This is a genomic window from Dyadobacter sp. CY326, from assembly GCF_021390515.1.
GTDB lineage: Bacteria > Bacteroidota > Bacteroidia > Cytophagales > Spirosomataceae > Dyadobacter.
Map to the genome: position 1 here is coordinate 768626 of NZ_JAJUXI010000002.1, position 19630 is coordinate 788255.

Annotated in this window: 20 protein-coding genes; 15 read left to right on the plus strand and 5 right to left on the minus strand. The window is 45.2% G+C overall.

Translation table 11 applies throughout. The features are described from left to right. Positions 1-62 precede the first annotated feature (62 nt). The 5 genes from miaB to secG all read left to right on the plus strand — a co-directional run bounded on the left by miaB (position 63) and on the right by secG (position 4608). Positions 63-1553: a tRNA (N6-isopentenyl adenosine(37)-C2)-methylthiotransferase MiaB gene (miaB, locus tag LZG73_RS03800; RefSeq protein WP_233846264.1), complete on the plus strand. Its 1491-nt coding sequence runs from the start codon at positions 63-65 to the stop codon at positions 1551-1553. Then, positions 1544-2839, plus strand: a complete 1296-nt coding sequence (locus LZG73_RS03805) for a sigma-54-dependent Fis family transcriptional regulator (RefSeq protein ID WP_233846265.1) — start codon at positions 1544-1546, stop codon at positions 2837-2839. The genes miaB and LZG73_RS03805 overlap by 10 nt, the downstream gene beginning before the upstream one ends. Next, on the plus strand, positions 2823-3383 hold the full coding sequence (locus tag LZG73_RS03810; RefSeq protein WP_233846266.1) for an LptE family protein: 561 nt from the start codon (positions 2823-2825) through the stop codon (positions 3381-3383). Before LZG73_RS03805 ends, LZG73_RS03810 begins: the two co-directional genes overlap by 17 nt. Positions 3384-3437: 54 nt before the next feature. After that, positions 3438-4094 (plus strand): hypothetical protein, encoded by a 657-nt coding sequence (locus LZG73_RS03815; protein ID WP_233846268.1) that lies wholly within the window; start codon positions 3438-3440, stop codon positions 4092-4094. Positions 4095-4206: 112 nt separating this feature from the next. Next, positions 4207-4608, plus strand: a complete 402-nt coding sequence (gene secG, locus LZG73_RS03820; protein ID WP_233846270.1) for a preprotein translocase subunit SecG — start codon at positions 4207-4209, stop codon at positions 4606-4608. A gap of 65 nt (positions 4609-4673) precedes the next feature. On the opposite strand, the gene LZG73_RS03825 is transcribed toward secG, so the two are convergent. After that, positions 4674-5381, minus strand: coding sequence for a hypothetical protein (locus tag LZG73_RS03825; protein ID WP_233846271.1), 708 nt, complete (start codon positions 5379-5381; stop codon positions 4674-4676). Positions 5382-5611: 230 nt separating this feature from the next. On the opposite strand from LZG73_RS03825, the gene groES reads away from it, so the two are divergent. Both groES and groL read left to right on the plus strand, forming a co-directional pair. Further along, positions 5612-5908, plus strand: a complete 297-nt coding sequence (groES, locus tag LZG73_RS03830; RefSeq protein WP_026628287.1) for a co-chaperone GroES — start codon at positions 5612-5614, stop codon at positions 5906-5908. A gap of 54 nt (positions 5909-5962) precedes the next feature. Further along, positions 5963-7594, plus strand: a complete 1632-nt coding sequence (gene groL / locus LZG73_RS03835; RefSeq protein WP_233846272.1) for a chaperonin GroEL — start codon at positions 5963-5965, stop codon at positions 7592-7594. A gap of 140 nt (positions 7595-7734) precedes the next feature. On the opposite strand, the gene LZG73_RS03840 is transcribed toward groL, so the two are convergent. Next, complete coding sequence (locus LZG73_RS03840) at positions 7735-8397, minus strand: ABC transporter ATP-binding protein (protein WP_233846273.1); 663 nt, start codon at positions 8395-8397, stop codon at positions 7735-7737. Between the two features lie 91 nt (positions 8398-8488). Here LZG73_RS03840 and sucC point away from each other — a divergent pair, with 91 nt between their 5' ends. The 3 genes from sucC to LZG73_RS03855 all read left to right on the plus strand — a co-directional run bounded on the left by sucC (position 8489) and on the right by LZG73_RS03855 (position 10515). Then, complete coding sequence (gene sucC / locus LZG73_RS03845; protein ID WP_233846274.1) at positions 8489-9712, plus strand: ADP-forming succinate--CoA ligase subunit beta; 1224 nt, start codon at positions 8489-8491, stop codon at positions 9710-9712. 93 nt (positions 9713-9805) lie between these two features. Further along, positions 9806-10213: a HEPN domain-containing protein gene (locus LZG73_RS03850; RefSeq protein ID WP_233846275.1), complete on the plus strand. Its 408-nt coding sequence runs from the start codon at positions 9806-9808 to the stop codon at positions 10211-10213. Beyond that, complete coding sequence (locus tag LZG73_RS03855; RefSeq protein WP_233846276.1) at positions 10186-10515, plus strand: nucleotidyltransferase domain-containing protein; 330 nt, start codon at positions 10186-10188, stop codon at positions 10513-10515. The genes LZG73_RS03850 and LZG73_RS03855 overlap by 28 nt, the downstream gene beginning before the upstream one ends. Here LZG73_RS03855 and LZG73_RS03860 read toward each other — a convergent pair. The 3 genes from LZG73_RS03860 to LZG73_RS03870 form a co-directional block, all read right to left on the minus strand. Continuing rightward, positions 10507-11841: a GntP family permease gene (locus LZG73_RS03860; RefSeq protein WP_233846278.1), complete on the minus strand. Its 1335-nt coding sequence runs from the start codon at positions 11839-11841 to the stop codon at positions 10507-10509. The genes LZG73_RS03855 and LZG73_RS03860 overlap by 9 nt on opposite strands. Positions 11842-11852: 11 nt before the next feature. Further along, on the minus strand, positions 11853-13004 hold the full coding sequence (locus LZG73_RS03865) for a S9 family peptidase (protein WP_233846279.1): 1152 nt from the start codon (positions 13002-13004) through the stop codon (positions 11853-11855). Between the two features lie 73 nt (positions 13005-13077). Then, positions 13078-13953 carry a diacylglycerol kinase family protein gene (locus LZG73_RS03870; protein WP_233846280.1) on the minus strand — a complete coding sequence of 292 codons (876 nt, stop codon included), beginning with the start codon at positions 13951-13953 and terminating at the stop codon, positions 13078-13080. Between the two features lie 44 nt (positions 13954-13997). Here LZG73_RS03870 and LZG73_RS03875 point away from each other — a divergent pair, with 44 nt between their 5' ends. From LZG73_RS03875 to LZG73_RS03895, 5 genes are all read left to right on the plus strand, one after another. Next, entirely contained in the window at positions 13998-15038 is a 1041-nt protein-coding gene (locus LZG73_RS03875; RefSeq protein ID WP_233846281.1) for an App1 family protein, read from the plus strand. After that, entirely contained in the window at positions 15035-15721 is a 687-nt protein-coding gene (locus LZG73_RS03880) for a response regulator transcription factor (RefSeq protein WP_233846282.1), read from the plus strand. Before LZG73_RS03875 ends, LZG73_RS03880 begins: the two co-directional genes overlap by 4 nt. A 2-nt stretch (positions 15722-15723) precedes the next feature. Next, positions 15724-17091, plus strand: a complete 1368-nt coding sequence (locus LZG73_RS03885; protein WP_233846479.1) for an ATP-binding protein — start codon at positions 15724-15726, stop codon at positions 17089-17091. Between the two features lie 92 nt (positions 17092-17183). Next, positions 17184-18431, plus strand: coding sequence for a TolC family protein (locus tag LZG73_RS03890; RefSeq protein ID WP_233846283.1), 1248 nt, complete (start codon positions 17184-17186; stop codon positions 18429-18431). A 48-nt stretch (positions 18432-18479) separates the two neighbouring features. After that, complete coding sequence (locus LZG73_RS03895; RefSeq protein ID WP_233846284.1) at positions 18480-19568, plus strand: efflux RND transporter periplasmic adaptor subunit; 1089 nt, start codon at positions 18480-18482, stop codon at positions 19566-19568. Positions 19569-19630 lie beyond the last annotated feature (62 nt).

A 19630-nucleotide genomic window follows, 5' to 3' on the forward strand; every position in this document is an offset into this window, starting at 1 on the left:
ACGGAATGCGGGCGCATTTGCCCATTTCGTTCTTCAAATAAATTAGTGTTAAGCAGCCTTTCATGGAACATAGAATTGCGGAAACTTTGAAAATATTGACTGAGGAGGACAAAGTTGCCTGTGAGACAGTCCATATTTCTGAAAACGAACCAGCATTAAATAAAAAAAGACTTTTTATAGAAAGTTATGGCTGCCAGATGAATTTTGCCGACAGCGAAATTGTGGCGTCCGTAATGCGCGAAGCTGGATTTGCAACCACTTCCGAAGTTGAAAATGCCGACCTGATATTTCTCAACACCTGCGCCATCCGCGACAACGCGGAACAGCGTGTAAGGACACGGTTAAGGCAGCTTAATGTTATAAAAAAGAAGAAACCAGGCACGTTAATCGGTGTTTTGGGCTGCATGGCTGAGCGATTGAAAGCCAAATTGCTGGAAGAGGAGAAGATGGTGGACATTGTCACAGGCCCGGACGCTTACCGCGACTTGCCGCGACTCGTTGAAGAAGCCGAAACAGGTCAGAAAGGCGTTAATGTATTTTTGTCAAGAGAAGAAACTTACGCTGACATTTCGCCTATACGCCTCAATTCCAATGGCGTTACTGCATTGGTTTCGATCATGCGAGGCTGCGACAACATGTGCAGCTTTTGTGTGGTGCCGATGACGCGCGGTCGTGAGCGCAGCCGCGATCCTTTTTCGATTGTGAAAGAAGCACAGGATCTTTTTGCCGACGGTTATAAGGAAGTTACATTGCTGGGGCAGAATGTTGACAGTTATAAATGGCAGGGGCCCAACAGCGTTACCGCCATTTCGACGAATGTTGAAAACGGGACTTTGCAAACGCAGGTAAACTTCGCGCAACTGCTTGAAATGGTTGCGCAGATCAGCCCGGAATTGCGGGTGAGGTTCAGCACGTCGCATCCCAAAGACATCACCGACGAAGTGCTTTACACGATCAAAAAGTACGATAACATTTGCAAATACATTCACTTGCCTGCACAACATGGCAATAGCCGCGTGCTCGCAATGATGAACCGCACCTATGATCGCGAGTGGTATCTTGAAAGGATTGACAGCATTCGCCGGATTTTGGGTGATGATTGTGCCATTTCGCATGATATGATCGCAGGATTTTGTTCCGAAACCGAGGAAGAGCATCAGGATTCGCTTTCATTGCTTGAATATGTACGCTTTGATTTCGGTTACATGTTCGCCTATTCCGAGCGTCCGGGAACACTTGCTGCGAAGAAATATGCAGACGACATTCCAGCGGACATCAAGCAAAGACGGCTTGCAGAAATCATTGATATACAACAAAGAATTTCCCTTGAGCGCAATCAGCAGCTCATCGGAACTGTTCAAAAAGTTTTGATCGAGAACACTTCTAAGCGTTCCGAGGACGATTTCACCGGCCGAAGCGATCAGAACAAAAGAGTCATTTTCCCGCGTGAGCAATTTAAGATCGGGGATTATGTCGATGTTTTAATTACAGACACCACCGCTGCGACACTTCGCGGACATGCGGTGGACAAAGTAGCAATTTCATGGATTTAGCTGAAATACAAGCAATAAAGAACCGTTTCGGAATCATTGGCACCTCTCCGGGGCTTAACCACGCCATTAACGTGGGGGTGCAAGTTGCAGCAACCGACCTGACGGTGCTGATCACCGGGGAAAGCGGCAGCGGAAAAGAATCTTTTTCAAAAATTATCCACAGTCTGAGTTCCCGCAAACACGGACCATTTATTGCCATTAACTGCGGCGCCATTCCCGAAGGAACCATTGACTCAGAGCTTTTTGGGCATGAAAAAGGCGCATTTACGGGCGCATTGGATTCCAGAAAAGGTTATTTTGAAACAACCAATAGCGGAACGATTTTCCTGGATGAAGTGGGAGAAATGCCCTTAGGAACGCAATCCAGACTTTTGCGTGTGTTGGAAAATGGCGAATATATCCGCGTTGGATCTTCCAAGGTTATGAAGACCAATGTGCGTGTTGTTGCCGCAACCAATGTCAATTTACTGGACGCGGTGAACAATGGTAAATTTCGTGAAGATCTCTATTACAGGCTCAACACAGTGCCGATTTACGTGCCGCCATTGCGGGATCGTGGCGAAGATATTCTGCTGTTATTCAGAAAGTTTACCAATGACTTTTCAGAAAGATACAGGACCAAGCCCGTCCGGCTCGATGTGGATTCACGTGATTTACTGATGCAATATGCGTTTCCGGGGAACATTCGCCAGCTGAAAAATATTGCGGAACAGATCACGATCCTGGAAACGGATAAAGAGCTGCCGATCAGCCGAGAAACATTAAACAATTATCTGAATCCGGTTCAGCCTGCGGGCAGGAAGGCGCTGATCACATTGCGTAACGGCGAAGATTCTGCAAGCTCGTTTTCGGAGCGGGAATTGCTTTATAAAGTGCTTTTTGACATGCGCCGCGATATGACCGAGTTGAAAAAACTCGTTCGTAATGTGCTTGAAAACGAAAAATACGGAGGCGAAATCCTGAAAGATCACCAGGAGCTTTTCAGTTCATTGAATAATGTAGAGCCAGCATCGCACACGCCAACCATTGAACCCGCAAGACTTTTGTCTCCCGTGCCTTCGCGAACGGTGGACCTTGACCGATATTCCGACGAACGAAGTGAAATTGAGGATGTTGTGCACGTCACAGCCGAGGAAGAATCGCTTTCGCTGGAAGACAAAGAGAAAGAAATGATCATTAAGGCTTTGCGCAAAAACAATAACAAACGAAAATACGCGGCAAGTGCATTGGGCATATCCGAAAGGACGTTATACAGGAAAATTAAGCAGTATGACATTGAAGAATAAAGCATTGAATATTTTCAAAACCCGCCTCTCGCTGAACACCAAGAAGTTACTGACACTGCTTTTTGTGCTGCATTGCTCTGTTTTCATCTCCGGTTGTGGCGTTTATTCGTTTACGGGAACCAATTTGTCGCCCGATATCAAAACTTTCAGCGTGCTGAACTTTACCATGGGAACGGCCGGTGGACCGTCTGATTTGCCGCAGCGGCTTACCGAAGAACTGAAAGAATATTTCCAGCGAAACACCAGTCTTATTAGCCAACCCGGCGGCGGTGACCTCGTTTTGGAAGGCTCAATCACAGGTTATGACGTGCTTGCGGCCGCACCCACTGCGAATGACCAGGCGGGCTTGAACCGATTGAATGTTACCGTTCAGGTGCGTTACACCAACGCAAAAGATGAAACAAAGAATTTTGACCAGTCTTTCACTTACTACGCCGATTTCCCTCAGGACCAAACGCTTAACCAGAACGAAGCGCGCCTTCTGCCGACGATCCGCGAGAATTTAGTGCAGCAGATTTTTAATAAATCGGCGGCGGACTGGTAGAAGATTGGGCTTTTACATAACTTCATTTTTTATTCCAAAATATTCAAGGTCAATATGCCCATCATTGAAAAGGAGGCGTTCAGCAATTTGGTCAAGCATCCGCAGGCAGTGAGCACTGAGGTGATTGCTGACTTGGAAGCGACGATTAAGGCATTTCCTTATTGCCAGATTTCCTATTCTTTACTGGCAAAAGCATCCAGCCTTGCCGGTGTCGAAAAACTGGATGAAGCGCGTCCAAAAGCAGCCGCTTATGCATTGAGCCGGGTTGCATTGCAGCAATTGGTGGAAAGCGACAACGAACGCTATGACGCGACCGTCAACATCGAGGAAGTCATTGAAGCTCAGGATAAAGCAGTTCCGCAAAATGCTGAAGATATCCTGATTGGCCTGGTTCAGCAGGAAACTGTTTCTATTCAAAATCTGGTTTCCGAAGAGCAGAAAAGACAGCAGCAAATTATCCAGGGTTTCATGAAAAAGAACCCGCGAATTATTCGCCAGGAAAACAATCTGGAACCTGTGGCTGTCGATGTAAGCGGCCGTGTTGCAGAATCCGGCGCGGGAAGCATTGAAACCGAAGCATTTGCACAAATTCTGGTGCGTCAGGGCAAAATCGAAAAAGCCATTGACCTCTATCAAAAATTGATCTTGAAAAAACCAGAAAAAAGGAATTACTTTGCGAAAAAATTAAGCGAGCTATATCGCAGTGTTTAAGGAAGTCTGACCAAGACATTAACATTTAGTCATCGCTCCGGCGACCCGGTCAAACATTCCATCATTCACACATTCAGTCATTCAATCATTCAATCATTAATAGTAACAAGGCATGTATTTGGGTTTAATCATTTTGGTTGCGATCGTCGCAGTATTGTTGATTTTAGTAGTGTTGGTTCAAAACTCAAAGGGAGGCGGACTTTCCAGCGAATTTAGCGGAGCAGGCACCACGCAAATGTTTGGTGTGAAAAAGACAACAGACTTGTTGGAACAAATTACCTGGGGACTTGCTAGCGCCGTTATTTTGATTTCATTGGCTTCTTACATCATCGTTGGCGGAAGCGCTCAAACAGGCGGCATCAATAGTGTCAATGTTGAGAAAGCACAAAACACTGCAATTCCAGGCGGAAACATTGCTCCGGCACCAGCACCAGGCGGCGCCACGGCTCCTGCGGCGGGCTCTGCTACAACTCCTTCGGCAACACCAGCTGCACCAGCGGACAGCTCGAAATAAATATTAGTGACATAAAAAAGGCTCATGATTTACATCGTGAGCCTTTTTTGCGTTTCAGCGCTTTGCTAAGCAATGTTTATTTCCTTCAAGATCAGTTTCTTGGCGACAGGCAAAAGCGCCTCGTGCAATGGATAATCGTATTTTGATTCAACAACGTAAGTTGCCGGATTGGGAAGTGACTTATTCTTCTTGGTCAAATCAACTTTGATTTGGGAAACTGTTTTTCCAAGTCCGATCCGGACGCTGTCCACAAAAGTCGTTTTTAAATAACGCTCCTTCATTTCATTGTAAAGCGCCAATTGATATTCAAAAATGCTGACAACGGGCTGGAATGTGTGCAAAAAGAGCAGATAACCCTCTTCAAGCCGCAGGGGCACAATGCCGACAGGTGAAATTTTTATATTCTCCCCCACTTCACTAAACCGCTCGGTTCCCTGTTCGAGCGAGCGGGAAAAGCGTGGAATGGCAAAGTCCAGAATGTAATTTATATCTTCCAGATAAGGGTCGTCCTGGTGTGTTTCTTCATATTCCAATTGCCATGTTTGCAAGTTTACGCCGGTTACATTTTTAGGAAACGACGTCCTGATCGCACTTTTATCGGTCCTGATCCTGATGCAGGAATCAAAATGAAGTTGCAGATCTGGCAGATAAGGATGCAATTTGTTCAATGTAAACTGACTGTCAATGTGCTGCAGATATGCCATCAGCACAAATTTTTTGTACTCAAAGTCCATTGTGCCTTCGGTTAACCAGTTTTTTTGGAGGTGTGTCATTGGAATCTACATTTTGGTGCCGATAAAATTTAAGCATTTTCATTTGTCCAAACAACCAATTGCCTTTTCTGACAAGTTAAATGCTCTTTTAGTCATATAACGACAGGATTAGATACAAATTTGTCACACTTGCCGGAAATAATGTCATAACGAATCGGCTGGCATAGATTGTGCTTAGGTGGTTTGAGTCAAATTATTACTGACAATCAAAAAACAAACGTTTAATATTTATGTCAACTTTAGCAGAAATACAAGTGAACGTACAACCTCTGGCTGATCGTGTTCTTGTTGAACCGGCCCCAGCCGAAGAAAAAACAGCATTTGGTATCATTATTCCTGATACTGCAAAGGAAAAACCTCAACGTGGAACTGTTGTAGCAGTGGGCCCGGGTAAAAAAGACGAGCCTATGACCGTTAAGGTGGGTGACACCGTATTATACGGAAAATATTCTGGTACTGAATTGGCGTATGAAGGAAAAGATGTCCTGATCATGCGTGAGTCTGACATTTATGCCATTATTGGTTAATTCCGCAAGTCGAAAAAGTAATCTCAATCAAGAAAATCAAAACGATTAATTAGTATGTCTAAGAAAATTTTCTTCGATACCGAAGCTCGTGATAAAATTAAGCGCGGTGTTGATACATTGGCTGACGCCGTTAAAGTAACATTAGGACCTCGTGGTCGTAACGTAGTTATCGATAAAAAATTCGGATCGCCTAGCATCACAAAAGATGGTGTGACGGTTGCAAAAGAAATCGATCTGAAAGACCCTATCGAAAACATGGGTGCTCAGTTGGTGAAAGAAGTAGCTTCTAAAACTGCTGATTCTGCAGGTGATGGTACAACTACTGCCACTGTTTTGGCTCAGGCTATTTATTCAATCGGCGTTAAGAACGTAGCAGCGGGCGCAAACCCAATGGATCTGAAACGCGGAATTGATAAAGCAGTTTCTGTGATCGTTAAAGATCTTGAATCTCAAAAGAAAAACATTTCTACTTCCAAAGAAATCGCTCAGGTTGCTACAATTTCAGCTAACCATGACGAGGAAATCGGTCAGATGATTGCTGAAGCGATGGAAAAAGTAGGAAAAGAAGGCGTTATCACTGTTGAAGAAGCACGCGGAACGGAAACAGAAGTTAAGACTGTGGAAGGTATGCAGTTTGACCGTGGTTACCTTTCTCCATATTTTGTTACAAATACAGAGAAGATGGAAGCTGAATTGGAGCGTCCGTTTATCCTGATTTCTGAGAAGAAAGTTTCTTCAATGAAAGAACTTCTTCCAGTTTTGGAAGCAGTTGCGCAAACTGGCCGTCCTTTGCTTATTTTGGCAGAAGATGTTGACGGAGAAGCACTTGCTACATTGGTAGTAAACAAAATCCGTGGCGCTTTGAAAGTTGCTGCTGTTAAAGCTCCTGGCTTTGGAGATCGTCGTAAAGCAATGCTTGAAGACATCGCAAAAGTAACTGGCGGAACAGTGATTAGCGAAGAACAAGGTTACAAATTGGAAAATGCCACTTTGGAATATCTTGGTTCTGCTGAAAAAGTGATTATCGACAAGGATAACACAACGATCGTAAATGGAAGCGGTGCTCCTGAGGAAATCAGCGGACGTGTAAATCAAATCAAATCGCAGATCGAAAATACAACGTCTGATTACGATCGCGAAAAACTACAGGAACGTCTTGCTAAGTTGTCAGGCGGTGTGGCTATCCTTTACATTGGAGCTGCAACTGAGGTTGAAATGAAAGAGAAAAAAGACCGTGTTGACGATGCATTGCACGCAACTCGTGCTGCTGTTGAAGAAGGAATTGTAGCTGGTGGTGGTGTTGCTTACATTCGTGCAACTGCTGCTTTGGAAGGCTTTACCGGAAACAACGAGGACGAAACAACGGGTATCAATATTATCCGCGTTGCTTTGGAAGCTCCTTTGAGAACAATCGTTTCTAACTCTGGTCAGGAACCATCGGTTGTTGTTCAAAAAGTGAAAGAAGGAACTGGCGCTTATGGTTACAATGCGAAGGACAATGTTTACACAGACCTTTTGGAAGCTGGTATCATTGACCCTAAGAAAGTATCCCGTCTTGCTCTGGAAAACGCAGCATCGATCGCAGGCTTGTTGTTGACAACAGAATGTGTTATTGCTGACGAACCAGAAGATGCTCCTGCTGGTGGCGGTCACAGCCACGGCGGCGGAATGGGCGGAATGATGTAATATTTGAGTTCAGAGTTTAAGAATTCAAAGTTTAAAAGTTCAGAGTTTAAGGTTTAGAGTCAACGTTTTGACTCAATACTTTAAACTCTGAACTTTTTTAATTCTGAGCGCTAAACTTTTAAACTCTGAACTTTAGACTTTCATGGCTGCATAAAACCGTCCTGCATAACGAGTCTCCTGTCCGCCATTAAGGCTAGGTCTTCGTTATGGGTTACAATTACAAATGTTTGTCCGAAATCGTCCCGCAGCTTGAAGAATAATTGATGCAATTCCAGTGCATTGTGTGAATCCAGATTGCCGCTCGGCTCGTCAGCTAAGACAATGGAAGGCTTATTCAAAAGCGCCCGTGCGACCGCAACGCGCTGCTGTTCTCCGCCCGAAAGTTGAGACGGCAAGTGATTCGCTCGATCTGCCAGACCCAGCATTTCAAGCAATTCTCGTCCCCTCGCCAAAATATCCTTTTCATTCATCGAGCCGTTGATATAGCCCGGCATACACGCATTTTCCAATGCTGTAAACTCTGCAAGCAGATTGTGAAATTGAAAAATGAAGCCGATTTTTTCGTTGCGAAACTGCGCGAGATCCTTATCTTTTTGGGTAAAAACATTGATATCTTCAATGAAAACTTGTCCCTGCTCAGGCCTGTCCAATGTGCCCAAAATGTGCAGAAAAGTGCTTTTTCCTGCTCCCGAAGGTCCCACGATCGCAACAACTTCTCCTTTCTCAACTTCCAAATCAATCCCCTTCAAAACCTGTAAAGAACCGTATGTGCGCCTGATCCCGCTCGCCCGCAGTAAATTCATATTCGTGAAGAAAGATAATTGGACTGAAACCTACGCCCGTTTTGATTAATTCCTTAATTTGCCGTGAAAATACCAATTTACTTTTATACTCATGAATATTCACGAATATCAAGGCAAAAGCGTTCTTAAAAAATACGGTGTGCGTATTCAGGAAGGGCTCGTAGCCGACACTCCGGACAAGGCAGTTGAAGTTGCGCGTGAGCTTAGCCAGCAGACTGGTACCAAATGGTATGTAGTAAAATCCCAGATCCACGCAGGTGGACGTGGAAAAGGCCGCATCGTTGGAACAGAACAACGTGGCGTTGCCCTTGCGAAATCTGTTGAAGATGTTCGCACCATATCCAATAACATTTTGGGAAAAGTGCTGGTTACCCACCAGACTGGCCCTGATGGCAAGCGTGTTAACAAAGTGCTTATTGCCGAAGACGTGTATTATCCAGGACCAAGCGAGCCGAAAGAATATTATCTTTCTATTTTGCTTGACCGTGGCAGAAACTGCAACGTGATCATGGCCAGCACCGAAGGTGGAATGGACATTGAAGAAGTTGCAGAGCATACGCCTGAGAAAATCATGAAAGAGTGGATTGATCCAAAAGTGGGTTTACAGCCATTCCAGGCGCGTAAAGTTGCTTTTGCTTTGGGCCTTGAAGGCGATGCGTTCAAAGAGATGGTAAAATTCATCACTGCGCTCTATAAAGCATATATTGAAAGTGACTCAGCGATGTTCGAAATCAACCCGGTTTTGAAAACATCTGATAATAAAATTCTTGCCGTTGATGCTAAGGTAGATTTGGATGACAATGCATTGTATCGTCACCCTGAATTAGCAGAAATGCGTGATACGAACGAAGAAGATCCTTTGGAAGTAGAAGCAGGCGCAAACAACCTGAACTATGTGAAACTGGACGGAAACGTGGGTTGCATGGTGAATGGTGCTGGTCTTGCTATGGCAACAATGGACCTTATCAAGCTTTCAGGCGGCGAGCCGGCTAACTTCCTGGATGTTGGGGGTGGCGCAAACGCACGCACCGTAGAAGCAGGTTTCCGTATCATCTTGAAAGATCCTAATGTAAAGGCAATCCTGATCAACATTTTTGGCGGAATCGTTCGCTGCGACCGCGTTGCAGCCGGAGTTGTGGAAGCTTACAAAGCGATTGGAGAAATTCCAGTTCCTATCATTGTTCGTTTGCAAGGAACAAACGCAGAAGAAGGCGCTCGGATTATTAACGAATCGGGTTTGAAAGTTTCTTCGGCTATTGAGTTTAAGGAGGCTGCTGCCAAGGTTTCAGAGGTTTTGGCTGAGCTTGGGGTTTAAGAACTAGTTAAAATTTTTGACAAGAAAGGATAGCCATAATGGCTATCCTTTCTTGTTTTTGTCAATTACTTAACTAAATCTATATTTTTGTAGATGGATGAAGCAGGATTCGACAAACAAAAAGTTATCGAACATTGGATCAAAAGCTCCGATGACGATTTTGACACAATGGCTGCAATGCTTGATAGCAAACGATATGCGTGGAGTTTATTTGTAGGGCATTTAATGATAGAGAAGCTGTTGAAAGCATTGTTTGTTAAGGTCAACAATGAATTTCCGCCATTTACTCATAATTTATTACGGCTAGCAGAAAAGAGTGGCGTAGAATTAAACGAGGAAAAAAAGTTGTTTCTTGTTTCGGTAACAGCCTTTAACATTAACGGAAGGTACGACGATTATAAAATGAGTTTTCAAAAAACGTGTACGTTGGAGTTCACTACCAAGTGGATTGAGCACCTTAAAGAAAATAGACTATGGATCAAGAACTTAATAAAACAATAGAACGCTTTGTCTCAACTGTGTCTGTTAACCAGCCAGGACTTGTTGCCGCGTATCTTTTTGGTTCCTACGCCCGTAACAATTCCCGCGCAGAAAGCGACATTGACATTGCGCTGGTGATTGAACATTTGCCTGATAACGAAAGATTTGACATGCAAGTTAGGCTGATGCTTTTAGCTTCACAATTTGACTCTAGAATCGAGCCGCATCCGATTTCTAAACAAGATATGCTTTCATTGGATAACCCGTTCGCGACAGAGATACGAAAAACGGGCATCGAGTTTAAGTTGCAACATTCAGCCTAACAAAAACCACAACAACAGCACCACCAAAAAACTCACAACTCCCTGCAAACCAGTCAAAATTGTATGCGTGCGGTAAGTGTCCCGCGCTGAGATGCCTGTGAATTGCGATACGACCCAGAACCAGGCGTCGTTAGTGTGGGAGACGATCATGGCGCCGCTTCCTACGGCCATGACAACCAATGTGATTTGAATGGGAGTCACAAAACCCAATGTGGCTAACAACGGCGCCAGAATGCTGGTCGTCAGCACCATTGACGATGTCGTTGAGCCTTGGGCTGTTTTGAAGAATGCGGCGATCAGGAAGGCGATTAAGAGCAAATAAGCGCCTGACATTTCATTTTGCAGCAGCCAGCCGCTAACCATATCTTTCAAAGAAGTTTCCTTCAAAATTGCGCCGAAAGCGCCTCCTGCTCCTACCAGGACCAATGTTGTCCCGCAATGCTCAATGCCGCTTTTAAAACAAGCCATCATTCTTTCTGATGCGTGTTCGTGGAAAAGTGAATAGCTGAAAAATATGGCGAGCAAGAATGACACCAACGGACTTCCGAAAAACCCCAACCATTTCGTCCAGACCTCCGGAAAATTTAATATTCTGGCAAAAGATGCAAGTGTAATTAGAATGATCGGAAGCAGGATGGGCATAAATGCTTTCCAGGCGGGCGGAAGTCTGTTTTCTGGAATGATGATTGTTGGTTCCAGGGCGGAATTTTCGGTGATTTCAACATTCCTTGCAAACTTTCCTGCAAACCAGGTGGAAAGAAAAAGACTTGGAATTGAAACAATTAACCCAATCAAAATCACCAATCCGACGGAATCTGCAATGCCCAGGTTTCCCGCAGCAGATAATGGCCCAGGCGTTGGCGGGACGAGCGTATGCGTTGCAAAAAGCCCTCCCGATAATGACAATGCGATGGTTCCAAGCGGCTTTCCCATTCGTTTTGCAACAATTTGATTCAGCTTGTGCAAAATAATAAAGCCCGAATCGCAAAAAACCGGAATGCCAACAATTCCGCCAATTACTGCCATTGCAAATGCAGGCCGCTTCTCACCAAATAAATTGAGAATCACGTCGGCAACTTTGATCGCCGCGCCGGATTTGTCGAGAATCGCGCCAATGACGCAACCAAGAATCACCATCAGCCCAATCTTTGACATCAATTCGCCGAAGCCTTTGCCAATTGTTTCAGCCAATTTGTCAATGGGCAACCCAGCGAAAACGCCGACACCAATGGCAGCCAGCAGTAAGCCGACCAATGGATGCATTTTAAAAACTGTGGAACTTAGAACGATAAAAACAATGGCTGCAAGAACAATGGCGATAATCATTGGAATTTGATTTACAGCAATTTCATTATTGCCTCATCGCCCATCACCGCATTTGCCGGTCGTGGATGTGTTGCATTGAAAACTTCCAGGTCTTTTTGTTCAAGCACTTTGGAAGGGTTTTCATCAATTTTCCCGTTTGCGTCTGTCACCGCTTTCAAATCCAGACCAATGTGTTTTGCAAAAAAGGCATACACAGCGTCGCGTTTGGAAGGACCATAATCATGCTTTTCATTTGGCAAATGCACATTTTCAACCTGATCCTTTTTACCATACAAGCCGTAAACATTCTGAATGAATGGAAACTCGACTTCTGGTGTGTTTTTTGTCCAATCGCCGCCGTCAGAAACGAGAATCATCGGCCGTGGAGCCGTTAGAGCGGCTATTTCGACGTTATTCGTTTGATATTCACCTTTTTTATGAATTGGCAATCCGCTCTCACAAACGCATCCGCCAAAGAAATACGACGAAACCATCACAACGGGTGCACTCACTTTAACGCGATCATCCAATGCGGCCAGCAAAAACGTCTGCGTTCCCCCACCCGATTCGCCCGTTACAGCAATTCTTTCAGGATCCACGCCTGGCTGCGCAATCAGAAAATCCAGCGCTCTGACCGCATTGATGGTCTGCAATTTGAGCGCTTTGGGCATTTTATGTTCGCAATATTTTGAATCGCCCTGCCCCACCATATCCAGCACGAACACCACAGCGCCCATGCGAGCAAGCGTCGCACAGCGTTTCTGCGTTTGCTCACGGAACCTGCCATGCGGATTTTCGCCGTGTCCGTGCGGGCACAGAATTCCGGCGTAGGATTGCAGCTTTTTTGTTGGCTTATATAAATTCCCCGTCACATAAATGCCCGGCATGCTTTCGAAGGCAACATTCTCGATGGTGTAACCGTCCATTTCACGTTTGCTATGCACAATGGGCTTCGAAGTCGGCTTTGCCGGCATGGTTTGCAAATCCATTCCTTCCCGAATTTGCTTCTTGATCGCAGTCGCGCGCGTTTCCCATTCCAGTTTGGTTTTAACCGCATGCTTTTCCAAAAATTCCTTTCCCTGAGCTTCTGTAAAATAGGCTCCCTGACAAAGTTCGGCCTGCTGAGCAGCAGCCAAATTGATCAAACAAAAAACACTGAATGTAAATAACAAAACGACTTTCATCGGGATGACGGAAAGAAAGTGAGCAGATTTTTACAAAAGTGCGCGACCTGGTCGGACTACTGTCTGGCGACGGTTAAGGAAGGGAGACTTTGATATATTCTCTCAAAATATGCGCTTCAAGCTTCCTGACCATGCCTTTGTATTCGCCATCAATCTGAAAATGTGCTTCCTTATCCAGACATTCTATCGAAGCTTTTTCAACGGAAACAACTTGCATAATTTCCGGATTGAAGTCGGTGCTCCCGGCAAGAATGCGGGCCGTTTCAATAAAATCAAGCTTTTTGGCAATAACCAGTTCGAAGAAACCATCGGACATGTCACCAGCCGGGTTAATTGTTACGCCAGTGCCATATTTTTGCGCATTGGCAATGATCACAATCAGCGCTTCTGTCTCAATGATTTCCTGGTCTGTCGTAATCCTGACCAAAAAGTTTTCATGCTCCGTGAGTGTTTTTAACATTTCACGCGCATAACCCAACTTTCCGCGCGTATCACTGCTTTCGTAATTTTTTACCAGCAGCGCATTTAATCCAATGTCACTTAAATGCAAACTCACTTCACCGTTGATCGAAACGGCATCGATTCCAACAATATGATCTCCAAAAGCCACTTCAACCACTTGTGCAATGGAACCCGAAACACCGAAATCCACGGCCAATCCATTGGCTGAACCGACGGGAATGATGCCGATGATCACGTCAAACCCTTGCACCGCCTCTGCCACCATGGAAATCGTGCCGTCGCCGCCGGCAACCAACACGCGCTCCGGGTTAATGTTGCCGACCATTTCCCTGATTGTGCTCAGATCGTCTTCCCCTGTTGTTGTGTAAATGCGCAAATCATACTGCTCAGCCTGAGCCATCTCAATCACTTTTTCAAAAACCTCATCTTTATCGATATCACCCGAGATAGGATTTACGACCAACAAAATCTTTCGTTCTGAAAACATAATGTCTAAATTAGGGACTTATAGTCTAGTGGATAAAGATAGTTATGAAACGTTGTGACTTAAAATTGTATCGTGGATATGCCAATAAAAATAAACTTGTGGTGTTTGGGCATGTCATTAAGAAGTATCCATCTGGTGATAAAAAATATACGAGAAGTGGATTCCGATATGCGCGAACCATCATTGAATTATTCTCTATTAAACCCATTCCATTTCTAAAAGTGGTGCTTAGGCTGGGCAATATGACGGCCGAAACGACCGCGGAAGAAGATGGGTATTTTCGCTTTGAAGTGCCGCTGACCGAGCCGATCCCAAGCGGCTGGCACACGTACGACGTGTCTGTAGAAGGCGTATGGAATGGCAAAAAATACCAGGGAAGCGCGCAGGAAGAATTCTATTTGCCCTATCAGAGCTCCTATGGCATTATTTCAGACATTGACGACACATTCCTGATCTCGCACAGCCGCCGGTCATTCCGGAAGCTGTTTGTCCTTTTGTCAAAAAATGTGCAGGCCCGGAAGCCGTTCGATGATGTGGTGAAACATTATCAACTGCTTTCATATGCCAGCCGGACGCACCCGGCCAAGAATAGCAACATATTTTTCTACGTTTCGAGCAGCGAATGGAATTTGTATGACATGATCGTGCGCTTTGCAGAATTAAATGGTTTGCCAAAAGCGGTTTTAAAACTCAGGACAATCAAATCCGGGCTTGACGATTTCGTGATGACCGGAGGCGGCTCGCATAATCATAAGTTGCGTAAAATTCAGAATATCATCAATTTTTATCCTGAATTGCAGTTTATCCTGCTCGGCGACGACTCGCAGAAAGATCCGGAAATTTACCATGAAATCTGTAAGGAATTTGCAGCCAATGTGCGTGCCGTTTACATTCGCCAGACCAGGAAACGAAGCAAGTCGGAGACGACAGCGATTATGAGGAACATTCAGGAACTTGGCGTCGACACATGTTATTTTGCGCATAGCAACAAGGCCATCATTCACTCGCTGGATGCTGGAATCGTGTTCCAGGCACCCATTGAGCCATTGCCTCCGGTGGCGGAATCAAAAGATTCATTACAATGAAAAAAATCCTGATTGTTGAAGACGACCGCCGGATTGCGCAAAATATTTTCCGCGGGCTGGCTTCTGAAAACATTGAAGCCGAAATTGCCAATGATGGCATAACCGGCAAGCAGCTTGCCCTTGAAAAGAAATTTGACCTCGTTTTACTGGATGTTAACCTGCCGGGAATGAATGGTCACGATGTTTGTCAGCAGATTAGGATTTACAAACCGTCGCTTCCGATCATTATGCTGACGGCTTATGGAGAAATTGAGGACAAACTCGAAGGACTGGGACGCGGCGCGGACGATTACATTGTCAAGCCATTTGATTTCAGAGAGTTACTGGCACGAATCAATGCTGCATTGCGTGTTTCAGAGCTTATCAATCCTGAAAATGCCGACAAAGTGCTTCGCATTGCCGATCTGGAAATGAATTTGGGGACAAAACAGGTGAAACGCGGTGGAAACGCCATTGACCTTACTGCCAAAGAATTTGCGCTGCTCGAATATTTTCTGCTGCATCGCGGACGGGTTGTGTCAAAAATGGACCTTGCCGAGCATGTCTGGCATTTGAATTTCGATCCGGGCACCAATGTAGTGGAGGTTTATATCAATTATTTGCGTAAAAAAGTGGACAAGGATTTTGCCACAAAACTCATTCACACGCGCCCGGGAATGGGTTACATCATGAAAGAAGAATGACATTGAAAATTAAAGATCGGATCGCTTTTCAGTTCACGCTTTTGGTGGCGGCGATCCTGCTTTTGTTTTCGATTGCCATTTACAGCGTTTCCGAGCATTACAGGCAGGAGGAATTTTACGACCGCCTTAAAAGCCGCGCCCGGACAACTTGCCGGCTTTTGCTAAAAGTCAAAGGAATCGACAAAGATCTCCTCAAAGCCATTGACCAAAACACGCTTTCCGAAATGCTGGACGAAAAAGTCCTGATCTTCAACGCAGATAACGATCTGATTTATTCCAGTGTCGACGATAAATTGCTGACTTATCAGGCCGCATTGCTCGATGAGGTCCGAAGCAAGAAATACATGGAATTTCACGAAGGCGAAAGTGAAGTGATCGGACTTTTGTATCAGGATCAAAGCGAGCCGCTGATTGTGCTGGCGTCTGCTTATGACACATTCGGGCATAGCAAGCTGACCAATTTGAGAGGAACCCTGGGATGGGGCCTTTTAGCGGGCATTGCTGTAACCATTGGACTCGGAATTTATTTTGCAGGAAATGCGCTCAGGCCGATCAGCCGCATCAACGAGCAAGTTTCTTTGATCACTGCACAAAATCTTTCTCAAAAACTCGATGAGGGCAACCGAAAGGATGAAATTGCGCAGCTTGCGATCAACTTCAACACGGTGCTGGACAGGCTTCACAAGGCATTTGAACAACAAAAAAGCTTCGTATCACACGCCTCGCACGAACTGCGAACGCCGCTCGCCGCATTGAAATCGGAAATACAATTGGGGCAACGGTTCAACAAGGATAATCCGGCTTTGGAAGAGGTTTTTACCAATTTGTTTTCAGACACAGAACGGCTGATCAGCATCACCAATAACCTGCTTTTTCTTGCGCGCTCATACGAGCATACGAGCCAGGTGAACATGTCGCCAATTCACATCGAAGATCTTGCGTTTTTGGCAAAAGAAGAGTTGCTGTCGATCAACCCGGATTACAATGTTGTGATTGATTACGAGAACATTCCGGGCAATGAAAATGCGACGGTGATTGAAGGCAATGAGGAGTTGCTGAAAAGGGTTTTTTCCAACCTGCTGGATAATGCCTGCAAATATTCTCCGGACCACACTGCTCAGATCCTGATTGCGTCAGATGAAAAATCCTGCATTGTCAAAGTCAGAGATCGGGGCATTGGGATCGCAGACGCAGACCTTGAAAATATCTTCAATCCATTCTTCCGGTCGGCCAATGCGACGAGCATTCCCGGCTTCGGCATCGGCCTTTCCATATGCCAGCGAATCGTGGAATTGCACCACGGCGTGCTCTCCGTTACCAGCGAAGTGGGCCGGGGCAGCGAATTCAAAGTGCGTTTAGACCACATATGAGGCACTTTTGCACTTCTAATTTTTTTCTAACTTTATTTTAAGGCTCCTGTAATATCGGCGTCGGAATATCGCATCATTCTAACACAGAAATCATGCGAACTTTATTCACGACGTTCCTCATTTGCCTGGCGGCCCAGCTGCATGCCCAGGACACATTGAGGCTTTCGATCAGGCAGGCGGACAGCTTGTTCCTGCAAAACAACCTCGAAATTCTTGCCGAGAAATATCAGATTGACATTGCCAAATCCATCGAAATTCAGGACAAGCTTTGGAATAACCCCACATTCGGCGTCGAAATCAGTGCCTACAATCCTTCCCGGGGTTTTTTGGATGTGGGAAAACAAGGCCAGAAAGCATTCACAGTTCAACAACTCATCACCCGCGCAGGCAAGCGCAACAAACAGGTGGCACTGGATGTGGAATCCACCCGAAAAAGAGAATATCAGTTTTTTGACCTGATCCGCACATTGAAGTTTGACCTTCGCCAGATATTTTTTGAGTCCTATTATCTGGAACAAACCATTGCCTTATATGACACGCAGATTGCGTCACTGAACACGACGGTGACTGCATTCGACAAGGAATATAACCGCAAAAACATTTCCCTTAAAGAAGTCGTACGTTTAAAAGCCCTCCTTTTCCAACTGACTAATGACCGCGCCGACATTCTGTTTGAGCTGCACGACAACCAGCGCAATCTGCGCACGCTGCTCAACGCGGATCGGCCGGTCAAATCAGTTGTTGACAGTCTGGAAATTCAGCGCTATCAATTGAACCAATATACAGCAGCGTCCCTGAAAGCAAAAGCAATGGAAAGTCGCTCGGACCTGAAAGTTGCGCAATCTGCTGTAAAACAGGCTGAACTGAACTACACTTTGCAAAAAGCGCTGGCTGTCCCTGACATTCAGCTGGGAGCAGTTTATGACCAGGCCAGCAATTATGTCAATAATTATGTAGGCGTTTCAGCCACGATGAGTCTGCCATTTTTCAATAGAAATCAGGGAAACATCAAAGCCGCAAAAACGAACATTGGTTATTTCAAAACGGCTGAATCGGCCAAGGTGACGAGCGTCAATAACGAGGTGGATGCAGCATTACAAAAAGTTTCGGTTGCAGAAAATGCTTATCACAGCGTCGAAAGCCAGTTTTCGGATCAGTTTCAACTCCTTAGCAAAGGCATTTACGACAATTTCCAGAAAAGAAATATCACTCTTTTGGAATTCATCGACTTCATAGAAACCTACAACGAAAGCATCAAGGAATATAACCGCTTACAGGCCGACCGCATCAAAGTTTACGAAGAACTCAACTTCGTCGTCGGTGAAGAGCTTTTCAATTAATCAGTTCGCATTAATCACATCACGGCTTTTGCCATTAATAAAAATCCAATGAAAAATTCCCTAAGCATTGTCATGTTGGCCGCCCTCGGCATCTGGCTGACTGCGTGCAATACAAAAAAAGAGGAACCCGAAGAATCCAAGGCATTTATGCTTTCGGACACCATGATGAGCAGAATCAGCATCGACACCGTGCGTACAGAAGCCGTTCGCAATGAGCTTACACTGGTTGGAAAAGTGGTCCCTGACGAAAATCAGGTGATCAAAATTTACCCGCTTGTTGGCGGCAATGTAGAAGAAGTGGATGTGGAACTGGGTGATAATGTGCGTAAAGGCCAAAAACTGGCAACGATCCGCTCAGGTGAAGTGGCTGATTTTGAAAGACAAAAAATTCAGGCTCAGTCCGATCTGCTGGTTGCACAGAAAAACCTGTCTTCGACCGAAGATCTGTTCGAAAGCAAGCTCGTTCCCGAACGCGATGTGATCACGGCGCGCCAAGTTGTGGACAAGGCGCAGGCAGAAGTCAGTCGTGTCAAGGAAGTGTTTTCAATTTATGGTTTGGGCAAATCAGCCAATTATACGGTGAAATCGCCAATTAACGGCTTTGTCATTGACAAGAATGTGAACCTGGGAATGCAGTTGCGTTCCGATAATGCGGAAAGCCTTTTCACGGTCGGACAAATTGCGGATGTGTGGGTTATGGCCAATGTAAATGAGAGTGACATTCCAAGGATTAAGCTGGGAATGTCTGCGGACGTAAGAACGATCAGTTTTTCAGACGAAGTTTTTAAAGGGAAAGTAGACAAGATCTACAATGTGCTCGATCCGGACACAAAAGCGATGAAAATCCGCATTCAATTGCAAAATGTGGGATTCAAGCTGAAACCGGAAATGCACGCAACCGTCAGTCTGAATTTCGAAGAAGGCAGCAAAATGCAAGCCATTCCATCGCAAGCCGTGATTTTTGACCGCAGTAAAAATTGGGTGATGGTTTATCACAACCGTTCCAAAATCGAAACGCGCCCCGTAGAAATCTATCGCTCACTCGCCAACCGAACCTACATCAGCGGCGGCCTCAAAGACGGCGAAACAATCATTAGCAAGAACCAACTCCTCGTTTACGACGCGCTGAATGATTAATGTTGAATGACTGAATGATTGAATGAGTGAATAGAAAAAATTATTCAATCATTCGGTCATTC

What these genes read in the sequence shown, in the direction of transcription:
- miaB (WP_233846264.1), top strand. Translation starts at nt 63, where the DNA reads ATGGAACATAGAATTGCGGAAACTTTGAAAATATTGACTGAGGAGGAC.
- LZG73_RS03805 (WP_233846265.1), top strand. Translation starts at nt 1,544, where the DNA reads ATGGATTTAGCTGAAATACAAGCAATAAAGAACCGTTTCGGAATCATT.
- LZG73_RS03810 (WP_233846266.1), top strand. Translation starts at nt 2,823, where the DNA reads ATGACATTGAAGAATAAAGCATTGAATATTTTCAAAACCCGCCTCTCG.
- LZG73_RS03815 (WP_233846268.1), top strand. Translation starts at nt 3,438, where the DNA reads ATGCCCATCATTGAAAAGGAGGCGTTCAGCAATTTGGTCAAGCATCCG.
- secG (WP_233846270.1), top strand. Translation starts at nt 4,207, where the DNA reads ATGTATTTGGGTTTAATCATTTTGGTTGCGATCGTCGCAGTATTGTTG.
- LZG73_RS03825 (WP_233846271.1), bottom strand. Translation starts at nt 5,381, where the DNA reads ATGACACACCTCCAAAAAAACTGGTTAACCGAAGGCACAATGGACTTT.
- groES (WP_026628287.1), top strand. Translation starts at nt 5,612, where the DNA reads ATGTCAACTTTAGCAGAAATACAAGTGAACGTACAACCTCTGGCTGAT.
- groL (WP_233846272.1), top strand. Translation starts at nt 5,963, where the DNA reads ATGTCTAAGAAAATTTTCTTCGATACCGAAGCTCGTGATAAAATTAAG.
- LZG73_RS03840 (WP_233846273.1), bottom strand. Translation starts at nt 8,397, where the DNA reads ATGAATTTACTGCGGGCGAGCGGGATCAGGCGCACATACGGTTCTTTA.
- sucC (WP_233846274.1), top strand. Translation starts at nt 8,489, where the DNA reads ATGAATATTCACGAATATCAAGGCAAAAGCGTTCTTAAAAAATACGGT.
- LZG73_RS03850 (WP_233846275.1), top strand. Translation starts at nt 9,806, where the DNA reads ATGGATGAAGCAGGATTCGACAAACAAAAAGTTATCGAACATTGGATC.
- LZG73_RS03855 (WP_233846276.1), top strand. Translation starts at nt 10,186, where the DNA reads ATGGATCAAGAACTTAATAAAACAATAGAACGCTTTGTCTCAACTGTG.
- LZG73_RS03860 (WP_233846278.1), bottom strand. Translation starts at nt 11,841, where the DNA reads ATGATTATCGCCATTGTTCTTGCAGCCATTGTTTTTATCGTTCTAAGT.
- LZG73_RS03865 (WP_233846279.1), bottom strand. Translation starts at nt 13,004, where the DNA reads ATGAAAGTCGTTTTGTTATTTACATTCAGTGTTTTTTGTTTGATCAAT.
- LZG73_RS03870 (WP_233846280.1), bottom strand. Translation starts at nt 13,953, where the DNA reads ATGTTTTCAGAACGAAAGATTTTGTTGGTCGTAAATCCTATCTCGGGT.
- LZG73_RS03875 (WP_233846281.1), top strand. Translation starts at nt 13,998, where the DNA reads ATGAAACGTTGTGACTTAAAATTGTATCGTGGATATGCCAATAAAAAT.
- LZG73_RS03880 (WP_233846282.1), top strand. Translation starts at nt 15,035, where the DNA reads ATGAAAAAAATCCTGATTGTTGAAGACGACCGCCGGATTGCGCAAAAT.
- LZG73_RS03890 (WP_233846283.1), top strand. Translation starts at nt 17,184, where the DNA reads ATGCGAACTTTATTCACGACGTTCCTCATTTGCCTGGCGGCCCAGCTG.
- LZG73_RS03895 (WP_233846284.1), top strand. Translation starts at nt 18,480, where the DNA reads ATGAAAAATTCCCTAAGCATTGTCATGTTGGCCGCCCTCGGCATCTGG.